Origin of the sequence: Kitasatospora sp. NPDC058965 (assembly GCF_042741245.1) — a bacterium.
Lineage (GTDB): Bacteria > Actinomycetota > Actinomycetes > Streptomycetales > Streptomycetaceae > Kitasatospora.
In genome coordinates, this window is record NZ_JBHYKG010000054.1 from 1 (window position 1) to 14,457 (window position 14,457).

Sequence of the window (14,457 nt, forward strand, 5' to 3'; positions counted from 1 at the left end):
CCGGGGCCGCGGTCACCGGCGCGAGGGCGGCCGGCGCGGGTGCGGTCGGCGCGGCGGGCAGCGGCGCGGCCGCCGCCGGGGCCGCCCCGGGAGTCCCCGGCGCGAGCTCCAGCGCCGCCAGGTCCCGCAGGATCTCGTTCGCCCGCAGGTGCGTGCGCCCGATCGCCAGCCCGTGCTCCTTCACCGCGTTGACCCCGGGCAGCACCTGGTCCACCCGGCCCTGGTCGGCCGCGTCCTCCAGCAGCCCGGCCAGTCGCTGGGCGCTGTTCAACTGTCCGTTGAGGTAGTCGTCGTGCAGCGCCAGGTGGTCGGCGATCAGTTCGGCCAGCCGTTCCGGCTGGTGGTCCGGTGCCACAGGGAGTGTCTCCTGACTCGGTGTCGGCGCGGCCAGCAGCGCGGCCGCCGTGACGGGTGCGGGCTGGACCGCGGGCACCACGGGAGCGGCGGGCACCGGCAGCGGTGCCGGTGCGGCGGGGACGGGGGCGGCGACCGGGGCGGCGGGAGCCGTCGGCAGCGTCACCCGGTAGCCGTTCTCCAGCGCCTCGCGGTAGGCCGCCTTGCGCGGCTCGGAGACGTGGTTGATCCCGTTCAGCGGCACCGTCATGCCCTTGCTCGGCGCCGCCTCCACCGGCGCCGCCACGTACCGGTCCGCCAGCTCCAGCGGGAGCCCGATGACGGCCAGTTGGGCGACGGCCCGCTTCAGTGCCAGGTCGGCGTCGCCGCCCGGGCCCGGGTCCAGCCGGACCGCCTGGTGCGGCCGGTCGCCGAGGACCCGGTCCACCAGCTTGGTCAGCACCCCCTGCGGCCCGAACTCGACGAAGGTGCGGAAGCCGGCGGCGTACATCTCCTCCACCCGGTCGGCGAAGTGCACCGGGTTGACCAGCTGCTCGGCGAGCACCCTCCGGTTCGCCGCGGGGTCGGAACCGTACGACGCACCAGGGGTGTTGGCGAAGACCGGGGTCCTCGGCGCGGCCACCTCGACCTGGTCGACGGCCGCCGCGAAGGCCGCCACCGCGTGGGCCACGAACGGGGTGTGGAACGCCGCCGAGACCGGCAGCCGGCTGACCCGCACCGCACCGCCCGCCGCCGCAGCCACCAGCCGCTGCACCGCGGCGGTCGGCCCGCCGACCACCACCTGGTCCGGGGCGTTGCGGTTGCAGACCGTCAACTCGGCATGTTCGGCGAGCAGTTCGCGCACCACGGCGTCGTCCGCGGCGATCGCCGCCATGGCGCCGGCGTCGTGCTCCGCCCCTGCCCCGGCGGGCGGCGCCATCGCCGCACCGCGGGCCCGGGCCAGCGCGAAGTAGGCCTCGTCGGTCAGCGCGCCGCCGGCCCAGAGCGCGGTCAGCTCGCCGAAGCTGTGGCCGAGTTGACCGTCGGCCGCGAAACCGAGCTCGGTCAGGTACCGGAACTGCCCCGCCGACAGCGCGCCGATCGCCGGCTGCGCGTACTCGGTCCGCCGCAGCGCCTCCTCCTGCGCGGTGCGGGTGGCCTGGTCGAAGGCCGGCGGCGGGAAGGCCACCCGGGCCAGCGTCTCGGCCCCGGCGAACTGCTCGTTGGCCCGGTCGAAGGCGGCCCGCAGCGGGGGCAGCGCCAGCACCGCGGCCCGCCCGGGGTTGACGTACTGGCTGCCCTGGCCGGCGAAGAGCGCGCCGACCTTGCCGGCCTCCGCCGCCCGCCGCCGGTACCAGACGCCCTTGGGGTGCGCCCAGTGCGCCGCCTCGGGCTTGCCGCGCAGCTCCTTGACGGCCAGCTCGCGCAGCTCGGCCAGCTCCGCCCCGCCGCGCGCGGCCAGCGCCACCCGCGCGTGGTCGGCCGGCACCGCGGCCGCCGACGCCGCCCCGGGCGCGCCCGAGGCCAGCAGCTCGGCCAGCCCGGCCGGGTCCGGCGCGTGCCACAGCTGCGCCTGGGCCACCGGGAACAGCACCCGCAGGTCGTCCCCGGCACCGTGCTCCTGGAGCACGAAGTGGAAGTTGGTGCCGCCGAAGCCGAACGAGGAGATCGCCGCCCGCCGCGCGGACCGCGCCGGGTCCTTGATCCACGGCCGGGTCTCGGTGTTGACGTAGAACGGGCCGCCGACCGCCGAGCTCGGCTCGGTGACGTTGATGGTGGGCGGCAGCAGCTTGTGGTGCAGGGCCAGCGCCAGCTTGATCATCCCGGCCGCGCCGGCCGCCGCCTTGGTGTGCCCGATCTGCGACTTGACGCTGCCGACGGCCGCGAACCGCTGCTCCTCGGTGCTCTCGCCCACCACCGCCGCCAGGGCGGACAGCTCGGTGGCGTCCCCCACCGCGGTGCCGGTGCCGTGCGCCTCGAACAGCTCGACGCTGGCCGGCGAGCAGGCCGCGTCCTGGTAGGCCCGGCGCAGCGCCACCATCTGCCCCTCCTTGCGCGGGGCGTAGATGGACTTGAACCGCCCGTCGCTGGAGGTCCCGATGCCGCGGATCACCGCGTAGATCTCGTTGCCGTCCCGCTCGGCGTCGGCCAGCCGGCGCAGGGCCAGCATCCCGATCCCCTCGCCGATCAGCGTGCCGTCCGCGTCCCGGTCGAACGGGCGGATGGCGCCGCTCTTGGAGAAGGCCGGGGTCTTGGAGAAGCACAGGTACATGAAGATGGTGTTCTCGGCGTCGCAGCCGCCGGCCAGCATGGTGTCGGCCCGGCCCTCCAGCAGCTCGCTGACCGCCGCCTTGGTCGCGGCCAGCGAGGAGGCGCAGGCGGCGTCGATGGTCATGTTGGTGCCGCCGAGGTCCAGCCGGTTGGCGATCCGGCCGGCCACCACGTTGCCGAGCATGCCGGGGAAGGAGTTCTCCTCCCACGGGGCGAAGGCCAGCTTGAACTTCTCGGCGATCTCCTCGGCGTCCCGCTCGCTCAGCCCGCAGCTGCGCACCACCTCCTTGAGCACCGGCGTCTGCAGCCGGGCCGACAGCGGCTGGGTCAGCTGGTTGGCACCGGTGATGCCGAGCACCACGCCGGTGCGCGCCGGGTCGTACCAACTCCGGTCGGAGCCGGCGTCCTTGAGCACGTCGCGGGCCACCACCAGGCTGAGCAGCTGGAGGACGTCGGTGACCTCCAGGGTGGTCGGCGGCAGGCCGAACTCCATCGGGTTGAACGGCACCTGCGGGATGAACCCGCCGCGCTTGGCGTAGGTCTTGTCGGGGGCCGCCGGATCCGGGTCGTAGTGCTCGGCGACGTCCCAGTGGGTGCTCGGGACGTCCTCGATGCAGTCGGCCGCGGCCACCACGTTGCCCCAGAACTCGCGCAGGTCACGGGACTTGGGGTAGAGCGCGGAGAGGCCGACGATGGCGATCGGGGTGTCCGCCAGCCTGCGGTCGAGGTCGGGGTCCGACGGGGGGAGCTTGCTGGGCTGGGATTCGTTCACGGCAGGGCTCTCTTGGTCTCTTCGGGCCTGGCGCGGCCCAGGGGAGGGAGCGGAACGGCCGGGGCGGGGCGCCTCAGGGCCGCGTCCGCCGGTCCGGGCGGACCAGGCCGGCGATCAGCGCCGCCGCGTCCGGCCGGGTGAGCATCGTGTAGTGGTCGCCGGGACAGCCGCGCACGGCCAGCCCGTGGCGGGCCAGCGGCTCCCAGCCGAGGGTGCGGTCGCCGGGCAGCAGGCCGCGTTCGGCGGTGACCAGCACCAGCGGGACCGAGGCCGGCACCGGACGGTACGGCGCGGTCAGCCGGTTGTTGCGCAACAGGCCGTCCACGTAGGTCTCGTAGAGCTTGCGCAGACCCGGCAGCGGGGTGTCGGGGAGCAGCGCGCCGGCCGTCACGGCGGCGTCCAGCACCAGCAGCAGGCCCTCCTCGGTGCCCACGCCGGCCAGGTGCTCCGCCGTCAGCGGCACCGGCCGGCCCCGCTTGGCGCCCAGGTACATCCCGAACCAGCCCAGCAGCAGCGGCGGGTCCAGCGCCTCGTCGGGCTGCTGGTAGCCCTCGGTCGGCGCGATGCTGTCGAGCAGCACCAGTTCGCGCGGGCGCCGGTCGGCCGGCAGCCGCTCCACCATGGCCTGGGCCACCACACCGCCGAAGGACCAGCCGGCCAGCGTGTCGCCCGGCGCCGACCGCAGCTCCTCGAGCAGCCGGTCGGCCAGCGCCTGCACCGTGGTGTCGGCCCGGCCACCGGTCAGGGCGGCCTCGAAGTACTCCGGCAGACCGGACAGGTCGAGCACGGTCAGCCCGTCCCCGGCCGGCAGCGCGTCGGCCAGGGCGCGGTAGACCCCGACCGCCAGCGCGCCGGGGTGCACCAGGTGCACCGTGCCGTGCCCGGGGTCGGCCGCGCGCAGCCGGTGCACCGGGCCGGGCGCCGGTCTGCCGGCCCGCTCAGGCGCTGGCCGCATGCCGACCCTCGGCCCGGGCCTGCTGCTGGGCGGCGGACTCCTGGGCCAGGTACTCGGCCAGGTCCTTCACCGTCGGGTGGTACCAGAGGGTGGTGCTGCCCAGCTCGAAGCCGAGCCAGTTCTCCAGCTCACCGGCCAGGATCAGGGCCTCGGTGGAGTCCAGGTCCAGCTCGTCGAAGTACTGCTCCGGGGAGATCTCGGTCTCGGGCACCCCGAGGCGGTGGGCGATCTTCTCGATCAGCCACTGCTGGGCCTCGGACGCGGACACTGCGGTCACGGAAAGTCCTCCCTGATCACGGGCCCATCGGGCCGTCAGGAATGCTGGAAATGGGCGTCGAGCAGCCCGCTCGGGCCGGTTCGACCTGGGAAAGCGACGGGGCACGGCGAGCCGCGCGAAGACGGCCGCCCGGCGGTTCCGGACAGACGGGTGCCCGGGACGGCCGGAGGGCGAGGGGACGGCGGCCGGCCCAGCCGGACCGGCCGGCGCGAGCCCCGGGGCACTGGCTGACCTGCCGCGATGCCGGGGACCCGCGTCTTGGGCAGGACGGTACGTCCGGCGCTCTTGACCGCGCAACTGACCGAATGCGAACGGCCGCGCATGGGCCATCCGGCCCTTCCCGCGCATCATTTGAGCAGGTGTCAGGAATTTCTCGAGAACGTCTCGCTGACGTTTCGTCCATCAGGAAAGGCGCAGGCCAGCGCCGATATCAATGGCCGGTCGGCGAGCCGGGCCGGCGCGGCCGACAGTTACTGTCAGTTGTTCAAGTGTGGAAGCACGAAGCCGCCCCGGGCGCGGTGCCCGGGGCGGCTTGGTAGGTCGGCGAAGCGTCGGCTCAGGCCAGCTGGACCACCGCGCGCGACATGCCGAGCACCTTCTGCCCGGCGCTGGTCGCCAGCAGGTCCACCTGGACCCGGCGGTCGTCCAGCAGCTTGGCCACCTTGCCGGAGACCTCGATCACCGCGCCCGCCTCGTCGTTGGGCACCACCACCGGCTTGGTGAACCGCACGCCGTACTCCACCACCGCGCCCGGGTCGCCGGTCCAGTCGGTGACCACCCGGATCGCCTCGGCCATGGTGAACATGCCGTGCGCGATCACGTCCGGCAGGCCCACGCCGACCGCGAACTTCTCGTTCCAGTGGATCGGGTTGAAGTCCCCCGAGGCACCCGCGTAGCGCACCAGTGTGGCGCGCGTCACCGGGAACGACTGCGCCGGCAGCTCCGTCCCGACCTCGACCTCGTCGTACCTGACCGCCATGGCCTACTCTCCCGCCTGCTCGTCGGCCGCCCGGGCGACCAGCGTCATGATGGAGGTCACAATCGGCTCGCCGCCCTCCTCCACCAGTTCGCCACGCACGGTCAGCACATCGTTGCCCGCCAGCGACTTGATGTTGTCGATGGTGATCTCGACCCGCACCCGGTCGCCAGCCCGCAGCGGCCGACGGTAGGTGAACTTCTGGTCCCCGTGCACCACCCGGCTGAAGTCCAGCCCGAGCTCCGGGTCCTCCACCACCTGGGCGGCCGCCTGGTAGCTGAGCACGAACGGGAAGGTCGGCGGCGCGATCACGTCCGGGTGGCCGAGCTCCTTGGCCGCCTCCCGGTCCAGGTACGCCGGGTTGGGGTCGCCGATCGCGACCGCGAACTCCCGGATCTTCTCCCGGCCCACCTCGTACGGTTCGGTGGGCGGGTAGCTCCGCCCGATGAAGGAGGGGTCGAGCGCCATGGGACTACTCCTCAGTTCTCCGTGTGCAGAAACGACTTCAGGCCGCACCCCGGAGGGTGCGGCCTGAAGTCGAAGACCTGTTGCGAACCAGGCCCGGCGACGCCCTAGGGTGTCAGCGGGTCTCGCGGTGCGCGGTGTGCGAGTTGCAGCGGGGGCAGTGCTTCTTCATCTCAAGACGGTCCGGGTCGTTACGCCGGTTCTTCTTGGTGATGTAGTTCCGCTCCTTGCACTCCACGCAGGCCAGCGTGATCTTCGGGCGGACATCGGTGGCAGCCACGGGAGTGCCTTCCTTGGACAATGGGTGATGACACAACAAGAGTAGCCGACCGGGAGTGCGATCTCCCGACCGACTACGCGGGGTAGCGGTGACCGGACTTGAACCGGTGACACAGCGATTATGAGCCGCTTGCTCTACCAACTGAGCTACACCGCCACTTGATGATCAACCTCCGCCGAAGCGGAGGGCTCTCATCAGAGCCCCCATGCGGAATCGAACCGCAGACCTTCTCCTTACCATGGAGACGCTCTACCGACTGAGCTATAGGGGCGAACCGGTTGAACGAGGAAGAGATTACACGGTTCCGAGCCAGAGGTGAAATCCGTATCCCGGCGGCAAGATCGCAGGTCGGCACCCTCGCACGGGCGCACGATCGCGGCTCCGCCGTTCGACTCCCGGTGCGTTGCCGCCCGCCGCTCAGCGCGAGCCTCCCCGCCGCGCGCCCGCGCTGACCATAGGCTCGACGGCCAGGTGACCCGGAGTTGATCTTGCCCCGGTGTCGGCCCTGCTGAGCGAAGCGAGGTGAGCGGCTTGAGCACGGACAACCCCGACGGACCGCAGCACGGCGGCCGCCCCGGCTCGGCCGGGGCCGGCGGGGGCGGCTGCGGCGGCAACCCGCTGGGCCACGGCCCGGTGCTGCTGCTGGCCGGCGCCCGGTTGGCCGACGGCCGGGTGGTGGACGTGCGGATCAGCGGCGACCGGATCCAGGCCGTCGGCACCTCGGGGAGCCTGGGCCCGCTGCCGCAGTCGGCCCTGCCGGCCGGCTCCGACGCCACCGCGGTGTCCGGCGCCCGGATCGACCTGACGGGTTATCTGCTGCTGCCCGCCCCCGCGGAACCGCACGCGCACCACGACACGGCGTTCACCGCCCTGACCCCCGCGGCGCCGGGCGAGCCGGTCGCTCCCCCGGGCGCCGACCACGGCGGGACGGTGCGGCGGATCACCGAGGCCGCGCTCACCTCCCTGGGCTACGGCGCCACCGCCCAGCGCAGCCACGTGCGGATCGGCGACGTGCACGGGCTGCGCCGGCTGGAGGCCGTGCTCACCGCCCGTCAGGCGCTGCGCGGCCTGGCCGAGCTGCAGGCGGTCGCGGTGCCCCGGCTGCTCACCGGCACGGCCGGGGCGGACGGGCGGGCCCAGCTGCGCGAGGCGCTGAAGCTCGGGGCCGACGCGGTGGGCGGCTGCCCCGGGCTGGACCCGGACCCGGTCGGCTTCGTCCAGGTGGTCGCCGAACTGGCCGCCGAGTTCGACTGCCCGGTGGACCTGCACCTGCGCGGCGGGGAACCCGCCGGACTGGCCCGGCTGTGCGCCCTGCTGGCGCCGCTGCGCCCGCGGGTGACGGTCGGCCCGTGCGACCGGCTGCCCCCGGGCGGGGCGGCCGCGCTGCGCAGCGCCGGGGCCCGGGTGGTCTGCCTGCCGCAGAACGGCGGCTGCGCCGGGCTGGACGGCGGCCCCGGCGGCCTGGACCCGGCCGCGGTCCGGGAGCTGACCGACCACCAGCTCGTGGTGGCGGCCGGCAGCGGGGCGCTGCGGGACGCGGCCAACCCGGTCGGCCGGGCCGATCCACTGGAGGCCGCCTACCTGCTCGCCTCCTGCGGGGCGCTGACGCCCGCCGCCGCCTACGAGGCGGTCAGCGGGCAGGCCCGCCAGGTGCTCGGCCTGCCCCCGGTCCGGGTGGACGCCGGCTTCCCGGCCGAGCTGCTCGCGGTGCGCGGGGACACCCTGGCGGGCGCGCTGGCCGGCGGGCACAGCCGGCTGGTGGTGCACGGCGGGCGGGTGGTCTCGCGCACCAGCGCGGTGCGCGAGTTCGCCGACACGGTGGCGCTGGCGCTGCCGCGGCAGAGCGGGCCGCACCAGCACTGAGCCGGGCCGCTCCGCGGGCGGGCCCGGTGCTGGCAGGCCCTAGCGGTACTCGCGCAGCCGCGGGCGCACCGCCAGCACGGTGAGCGCCAGGGCGCCGGCCACCAGCAGCACGAAGGTGACCGTGGTCCCGGTGGCGAGGTCGTCGTCGCTCTGCCGCACCGTCCGGTCGAAGGCGGACTGGTTGATCGCGATCACCTGGTCGAAGTCGGCGCCGAGCCGGTTGAAGTCCGCGTCCGACTGGTTCGCCCCGGTCCCGGTGTCGAAGGCCACCGCCTGGGCCAACTGCCCCTGGGTGTTGAGCGAGCGGAGGGTCCGGTCGTCCTTCTGGTAGGCCTGGTAGTCGAGCAGCATCTGCTCGGCCGCCGCCTGCTCGCCGGGGAAGGTGACGTTGCGCAGCTCGTCCGCCAGGTAGCCCTTGAAGTCCACGACGTGCTCGTTCCGGTACGTGCCGACCACCAGGGCCAGCGCGCTGTCGTAGTCGGCGAGGGTGGCGCCCTCCATGGTGGCGATCCGCTGGCTCTTCGCCAGGAAGCTCTGCTCGTAGGTCGTCGCGCGCGACGGGTCGACCAGGTACCGGCTCTCGTCGGCGTTGCTGTCGTAGGCGACCAGGCGGGCGGTGCCGATCGAGATCACCGAGTCGTAGGCGTCCGCCTTGGCGGTGTGCAGCCGGTCCCGGGTGTCCCCGGCGAGCGAGGCGGCGTGGCCCAGGCCGATCACCGTGAGCAGCACGGCGGCGGCCAGCGGCGGGCTGAACCGGCGGCGGTAGCGGGTGGCCAGCGTGTACTGCAGCAGGCCGAGCAGGCCCAGCGCCGCCAGTCCGGTGAGCAGCAGCCACCAGGTCCCCGAGACGAGGTCGGCGCGCTGGCTGTCGTAGGCGCCCTGCACGGTCGCCTCGTTGGCCCCGGCCACCTGGTCGGCGGCCGGCAGCAGGCTGGACCGGAGCAGGTCGGTGGCCTGCTGGTAGGAGGTGAGGGCGTCCGGCGCGGGGCGGCCCGGCGCCGCCTTCGCCGCCGACTCCTGCAGGTCGGAGCGGGCCACCAGGGCCTCGTACTGGCCCAGGCCGTCCAGCACCGCGTTGACCGCCCGGTGCGCGCCCGCGTCGTTGTCGGCCGCCTCCGCGGCCTGCTCCAGGTCGGCGTCGGCCTGCGCCCGGCGCTGCTCGTAGGCCTCCCGGACGGTCGAGCGCTGGGCGAAGTGGTCCTGGTCGGAGCCGACCAGCAGCAGGTTCGCCGCCTGCGCGTCCATGTCGCTGAGCGCGAAGGAGAGGTCGGCCGCGCGCACCGCCTGCGGGGCGGCCCGGTGGCCGATCCGGTCCACGCTGTCGCGGGCGCCGGTCAGCACGGTGGTGATCACCGCGAGGAAGACCAGCAGCGCGACCACGGCGGCGCCGGTCAGGGTGCGCACCCGGTGCGGGGTGCTGCCCCAGCAGAGCCGGCGCACCCGGCGCCAGGCACCCTCCGCCGGCCGTGCTCGGACCGCTGCCGGTCTGGTCCGGTCCGCCTCGATGACCCCCGCTGCCATGGCCGTGCGCCTTCTTCCCCCGTGCGCCGCGCCGGGCCCCCTGACCCGGCGTCACCGGAATTCTGCGCCGCCCGACCCGCACCGCAGCCGCCCGTGCGGGATCTTGACGGATCGTTAACACCGCGCCGGCGCGGGATCCGCGAGCGGGGTGCCGGGCGACGGGAGCGGGAGCAGGGTGGTCCGCACGGCGGTCCGCACGGTGGTCCGCGGCCGGGTGGATCCGGTTCGAGGGGTGGTGCGTCTGAGGGATGTCCGTCTCTTGAAAGGCGACCGAGCATGCGCAGTCACCGGATCACCCTCTGCGCCGCCGCCGTGGCGGCCGCGGCCCTGCTCCCGCTGACCTCCTGCGGGAGTTCCGCGCCCTCCGTCTCGGTGTCCCCCCCGCTCGGGGTGGACGAGCACGCGAACGGCAGCACCGTGCACCTCGCGCTCGGCGGCACCCTGGTCCTCACCCTGCACAGCACCTACTGGTCCGCGGTGGCCAGCTCCGCACCGGGCGTGCTGAGCGAGTCCGGCTCCCCCGGTTCGTCCCCCGGCACCTGCCCGCCGGGCGGCGGGTGCGGCACCGTGACCACCGTCTTCCGGGCCCAGGCCGCCGGCAGCTCCCGACTGACCGCCTCGCGCACCTCGTGCGGCGAGGCCATGCCGTGCCCGCCGGACCAACGCACCTACCAGGTCACGGTGGTGGTCGGCGGCTGACCCGACCGGTCCGCGCCGACCACCGGGGGCGGACCGGCGCGACGGGGGCGGGGCGGGCGAGCGATGATCCCGGCGGGCGCCGGTGGGAAGACGATCAGCTCGGTCGGACCCGGCCGTTCGACCCGGTTCACCGCCCCACCCCTGTCCGCCACTCTGCTGCCCGCCGCTCCCTCCTGCAACTCCCTCGCAACAAGTCCTCCCCGGCAGGAGCACCACCTTCCCCACCGCCCCGGGGCCTCCCAGCGCGCCTGCCCACAGCGCCCCCGAACGTCGGCCGGGTCGACTTCCCATGCGCGGCCCAGTGCCCCGGGGTGGCGGGCTCCCTCCGGACCTGGCGTGCGGCCGGGCGGGTGGGGGCCTAGGGTCCCAGATGTGGGCGGTGTCGCCACTCGGCTCTACGGACCGGCTTCGGCCGCGGGCAAGGACGCGGGCGCGGTGGCGTACCTGGACGGCCCGTTCCAGGAGTGCATGCGCCAGGTGGGGGCGATCGCGGGCGCGATCTACCTGCGGGACGCCGACCCGGGGATGTTGCGGCTCGCGCTGCTCGCCGGGCTGCCGCCGGGATTCCTGAGTCCGTGGATGAGCGCCGCCATCTCCGCCCCGCTCCCGGGCACGGACGCGTACCGCGAGCAGCGCTTCCTGTGGGTCGGCAGCCAGGAGGAGATGACGCACGCCTACCCCCGCGTCGCGGCCGCGCTGCCCTACGCCTTCGCGCTCGCCGCACTGCCGCTCACGGGAGCCCACCGCTGGGGCGTGCTGCTGCTCATGTGGCCCGCCACGCATCCGCCGGTGGTCAAGCCCCGCGAACGCCGGAACATCATGGCCGGCGCCCACCGCCTCGCCCGGCTGATCGACACCGAGGCGCGCAGACACCTTCCGCTCCCGCCCCGTCACCCCCGGGTGCTGGCCACCCCGCCGCCCAGCCTCGACCCGCGGCAGCGCGCGCTCGCCGCCGTCGACCTGGTGGACCGGCTGCCGGTGGGCGCGTGCGGGTTGGACCTGCAGGGCCGGTTCAGCTACGTCAGCCCCAGGGCGGCGTACCTGCTGGGCAGTACGGAGGCCGAGCTGCTCGGCACGCTCCCGTGGCACTCGGTCCCCTGGCTGGACAACCCGGTCTGCGAGGACGGCTACCGCGCCGCCCTGGTGAGCCGCGAGCCGGTGTCGTTCATCGCGGTCCGGCCGCCGGACGACGACCTGCTCTTCCGCCTCTACCCGGACAGCAGCGGGATCACGGTGCTGCTGAACAAGCCCGGCACCGGGCTCGCCGACGTCCGGATGAGGGTCGATCTCGCGGCCGCCGCAGCACCGAAGAGCGCGGCGCACCTGTACCAGGTGGTCCACGTCGCCGCCGCGCTGACGGAGGCGGCCACCGTCCGGGACGTGGCCGAGGTGGTGGCCGAGCAGATCATGCCGGTCGTCGACGCGCAGGCCGCGCTGCTGTACCGGATCAAGAACGACCGCCTGCACGTGATCGGCCACCCGGGGTACCCGCCCGGCATCGCCAACCTGCTGGACGGCGCACCGCTCGACTCCGCGTTCAGCGCCGCCGCGCAGGCCTCCGGCACCGGCCGGGCGCTGTTCTTCCGCACGGCCGACGAGGTCGACCACTTCTATCCGCGGCTGTCCGAGATCACCGGCAAACGGGCCTGGGCCATCCTCCCCCTGGCGACCCACCACCAGCCCGCGGGCTGCTGCGTCTTCGCCTACGACCGGGAGCGCCCGTTCGGCGCCAACGAGCGCGCCGTGTTCACCTCACTGGCCGGCCTGATCGCCCAGGCGCTGGACCGGGCCCGCTTGTACGACGAGCAGCACCGGCTCGCCCACGGCCTCCAGGAGGCCCTCCTGCCACGGGCCTTGGACGAGCACCCGGAGCTGGAGGCGGCCGCCCGCTACCTGCCCGCCACCCGCGGCATGGACATCGGCGGCGACTTCTACGACCTGATCCGGATCGACGACGCGACCGTCGTCGCCGTCATCGGCGACGTGGAGGGCCACAACGTCGCGGCCGCGGCCATGATGGGCCAGATCCGCACCGCGATCCGCGCCCACACCAGCGCCGGCGCCCCGCCCGACCAGGTCCTGGCCCGCACCAGCCGGCTCCTCGACGACCTGGACGCCGAACTCCTCGCCAGCTGCCTGTACGCCCGGCTCGACCTGGTCCACCACCGCGCGGTCCTGGCCAACGCCGGCCACCTGCCGCCGCTGTTCCGCCGCCCCGGCGAGCCCTGCTCCCTCGCCGAGGTCGCCCCCGGCCCCCTGCTCGGCATCCTCCGCGACCCCGAATACCCCCTCACCGAACTCGCCCTGCCGCCCGACACCCTGCTCGGCCTCTACACCGACGGCCTGGTGGAGGCTCCCGGCATCGACATGGACCACCAACTCGCCAAGTACGCAGCCCTGCTCAGCTCCCCGGAGCACGACCCGCTCGACGCCCTCGTCGACACCCTCCTCCACCAGTGGTCGAACGACGCCCCCCGCAGCGACGACATCGCCGTCCTCCTCCTGCGCACCCACCCCTGACGCGCGCCCCCGGGAACGCGAAGAAGGGCCCCGGACAGCGTCTCCGCTGTCCGGGGCCCTTCTTCATATCCTGTGGCTGGTGCAGGGTTCGAACCTGCGTAGCTTGCGCGACAGATTTACAGTCTGCTCCCTTTGGCCGCTCGGGCAACCAGCCAGGATGTCGTCTCTCGGGGGCCTGCCCCGTTCGACTGGGTAAACCTTACCTGATGAGTGGGGGTGGTTCGCCACTCGGTATGTCACGCGATGATCAAGGCGGTCGGGTGGGGTGGGGCTGGATAGGCTGTCGGTGTGAGCGCCCCGTAACCGGGGCATCCGGGAAGCCGAGTGCGCAAGGAGACCACCACAGATGGCCGACTCCAGTTTCGACATCGTCTCGAAGGTCGAGATGCAGGAGGTCGACAACGCGATCAACCAGACCGCCCGCGAGATCGCCACGCGCTTCGACTTCAAGAACGTCGGGGCCACCATCGACCGGTCGGGCGACAAGATCGAGATGAAGGCGGACGGCGAGGAGCGGGTGAAGGCCATCCTCGACGTGCTGCAGAGCAAGCTGGTGGCCCGCAAGGTGTCGCTCAAGGCGGTCGAGCCGGGCGAGCCGATGCTGTCGGGCAAGGAGTACAAGATCTTCGCGTCCATCAAGGAGGGCATCTCCCAGGACAACGCGAAGAAGATCTCCAAGATCATCCGCGACGAGGGCCCCAAGGGCGTGAAGGCGCAGATCCAGGGCGACGAGCTGCGCGTCTCCTCGAAGAGCCGGGACGACCTGCAGGCCGTCCAGGCGCTGCTCAAGGGCAAGGACCTGGACTTCGCGCTCCAGTTCGTCAACTACCGCTGACACGCGGTCGCCAGGCACCCCGGGGACACCTGTCCCCGGGGTGCTCTAGCATCCGGGGGCATGGGACTGTCGATCAGTGTGGGGATCCTGGGCACCCCCGGCCTCCGGGACGACGCCGAGGTGCTGCACCGGGCACTGGAGACCGCGGGCGTGGCGTGGCGGGAACCGGCCGCACCGGACAACGGGGCGGACGGGTTCTACGCCGGCTTCCCCTACAGCTACCTGTCGAAGCTGCGGCGGGTGTACGTGCTGCACCGGGTGGGCGAACCGGTCACCGGGGTGCGCGGGGTCGACGAGGAGCAGTTCGAGGACGAGATGGAGCTGGTCGACGAGGAGACCTACCTCTTCGACTCGCACCTGCTCTGCCACTCCGACTGCGAGGGCTACTACATACCGACCGACTTCACGGACCCGCTCTTCCTCCCCACCGGCTCCGGGGTCTCCGGGGGCGGCATGGTCGGCTCCAGCGGCGGTCTGCTGGCCGAGCTCCAGGGCTTCGCCGCCGCGATCGGGGTCCGGCTGGCCGCCGACGGCACGCTCGACCCGGCGGAGTCGGCCCGCCTGGCCGCGCTGCCGGCTGACGATCCGTTCGAGCCGGAGATCTTCGCCTGGCACCAGCTGTACCAGGCCTGCCGCGCCAGCCTCGCCGACGGGCGGGCGATCGTCTTCGGGTGACCGCTCGTCAGGCGA

At 73.7% G+C, this 14,457-nt stretch carries 12 protein-coding genes and 3 tRNA genes; 5 read left to right on the top strand and 10 right to left on the bottom strand.

The window, feature by feature from the left end; all coding sequences use genetic code 11:
* The 8 genes from ACFW1A_RS12030 to ACFW1A_RS12065 all read right to left on the bottom strand — a co-directional run.
* Positions 1-3,376 (bottom strand): beta-ketoacyl synthase N-terminal-like domain-containing protein (locus ACFW1A_RS12030; RefSeq protein ID WP_380407801.1); only part of this gene is annotated, 3,376 nt, incomplete at its 3' end.
* A gap of 73 nt (positions 3,377-3,449) precedes the next feature.
* Entirely contained in the window at positions 3,450-4,331 is an 882-nt protein-coding gene (locus ACFW1A_RS12035) for a thioesterase domain-containing protein (protein WP_380407803.1), read from the bottom strand.
* Positions 4,315-4,608 carry an acyl carrier protein gene (locus tag ACFW1A_RS12040; RefSeq protein WP_380407805.1) on the bottom strand — a complete coding sequence of 98 codons (294 nt, stop codon included), beginning with the start codon at positions 4,606-4,608 and terminating at the stop codon, positions 4,315-4,317. Before ACFW1A_RS12040 ends, ACFW1A_RS12035 begins: the two co-directional genes overlap by 17 nt.
* A 556-nt stretch (positions 4,609-5,164) precedes the next feature.
* Positions 5,165-5,587, bottom strand: a complete 423-nt coding sequence (locus ACFW1A_RS12045; RefSeq protein ID WP_380407807.1) for a MaoC family dehydratase — start codon at positions 5,585-5,587, stop codon at positions 5,165-5,167.
* A 3-nt stretch (positions 5,588-5,590) separates the two neighbouring features.
* Positions 5,591-6,052 (bottom strand): MaoC family dehydratase N-terminal domain-containing protein, encoded by a 462-nt coding sequence (locus ACFW1A_RS12050; protein ID WP_380407809.1) that lies wholly within the window; start codon positions 6,050-6,052, stop codon positions 5,591-5,593.
* A gap of 112 nt (positions 6,053-6,164) precedes the next feature.
* A complete protein-coding gene (gene rpmG, locus ACFW1A_RS12055; RefSeq protein WP_006604855.1) occupies positions 6,165-6,329 on the bottom strand; it encodes a 50S ribosomal protein L33 in 165 nt (54 codons plus the stop codon).
* Between the two features lie 83 nt (positions 6,330-6,412).
* Positions 6,413-6,485: transfer RNA gene (locus tag ACFW1A_RS12060), tRNA-Met, on the bottom strand.
* Between the two features lie 42 nt (positions 6,486-6,527).
* Positions 6,528-6,600: transfer RNA gene (locus ACFW1A_RS12065), tRNA-Thr, on the bottom strand.
* A 260-nt stretch (positions 6,601-6,860) separates the two neighbouring features.
* On the opposite strand from ACFW1A_RS12065, the gene ACFW1A_RS12070 reads away from it, so the two are divergent.
* Entirely contained in the window at positions 6,861-8,192 is a 1,332-nt protein-coding gene (locus ACFW1A_RS12070; RefSeq protein ID WP_380407811.1) for a hydrolase, read from the top strand.
* A gap of 39 nt (positions 8,193-8,231) precedes the next feature.
* On the opposite strand, the gene ACFW1A_RS12075 is transcribed toward ACFW1A_RS12070, so the two are convergent.
* Complete coding sequence (locus ACFW1A_RS12075; RefSeq protein WP_380407813.1) at positions 8,232-9,713, bottom strand: hypothetical protein; 1,482 nt, start codon at positions 9,711-9,713, stop codon at positions 8,232-8,234.
* A gap of 276 nt (positions 9,714-9,989) precedes the next feature.
* Here ACFW1A_RS12075 and ACFW1A_RS12080 point away from each other — a divergent pair, with 276 nt between their 5' ends.
* Both ACFW1A_RS12080 and ACFW1A_RS12085 read left to right on the top strand, forming a co-directional pair.
* Positions 9,990-10,412 (top strand): hypothetical protein, encoded by a 423-nt coding sequence (locus ACFW1A_RS12080; protein WP_380407816.1) that lies wholly within the window; start codon positions 9,990-9,992, stop codon positions 10,410-10,412.
* 372 nt (positions 10,413-10,784) lie between these two features.
* On the top strand, positions 10,785-12,932 hold the full coding sequence (locus tag ACFW1A_RS12085) for a SpoIIE family protein phosphatase (RefSeq protein ID WP_380407818.1): 2,148 nt from the start codon (positions 10,785-10,787) through the stop codon (positions 12,930-12,932).
* Positions 12,933-13,005: 73 nt separating this feature from the next.
* On the opposite strand, the gene ACFW1A_RS12090 is transcribed toward ACFW1A_RS12085, so the two are convergent.
* A tRNA-Tyr gene (locus ACFW1A_RS12090) sits at positions 13,006-13,086 on the bottom strand.
* 192 nt (positions 13,087-13,278) lie between these two features.
* Here ACFW1A_RS12090 and ACFW1A_RS12095 point away from each other — a divergent pair.
* Both ACFW1A_RS12095 and ACFW1A_RS12100 read left to right on the top strand, forming a co-directional pair.
* On the top strand, positions 13,279-13,767 hold the full coding sequence (locus tag ACFW1A_RS12095) for a YajQ family cyclic di-GMP-binding protein (protein WP_380407820.1): 489 nt from the start codon (positions 13,279-13,281) through the stop codon (positions 13,765-13,767).
* A gap of 60 nt (positions 13,768-13,827) precedes the next feature.
* Positions 13,828-14,442 carry a hypothetical protein gene (locus ACFW1A_RS12100; RefSeq protein WP_380407822.1) on the top strand — a complete coding sequence of 205 codons (615 nt, stop codon included), beginning with the start codon at positions 13,828-13,830 and terminating at the stop codon, positions 14,440-14,442.
* Positions 14,443-14,457: the final 15 nt, after the last annotated feature.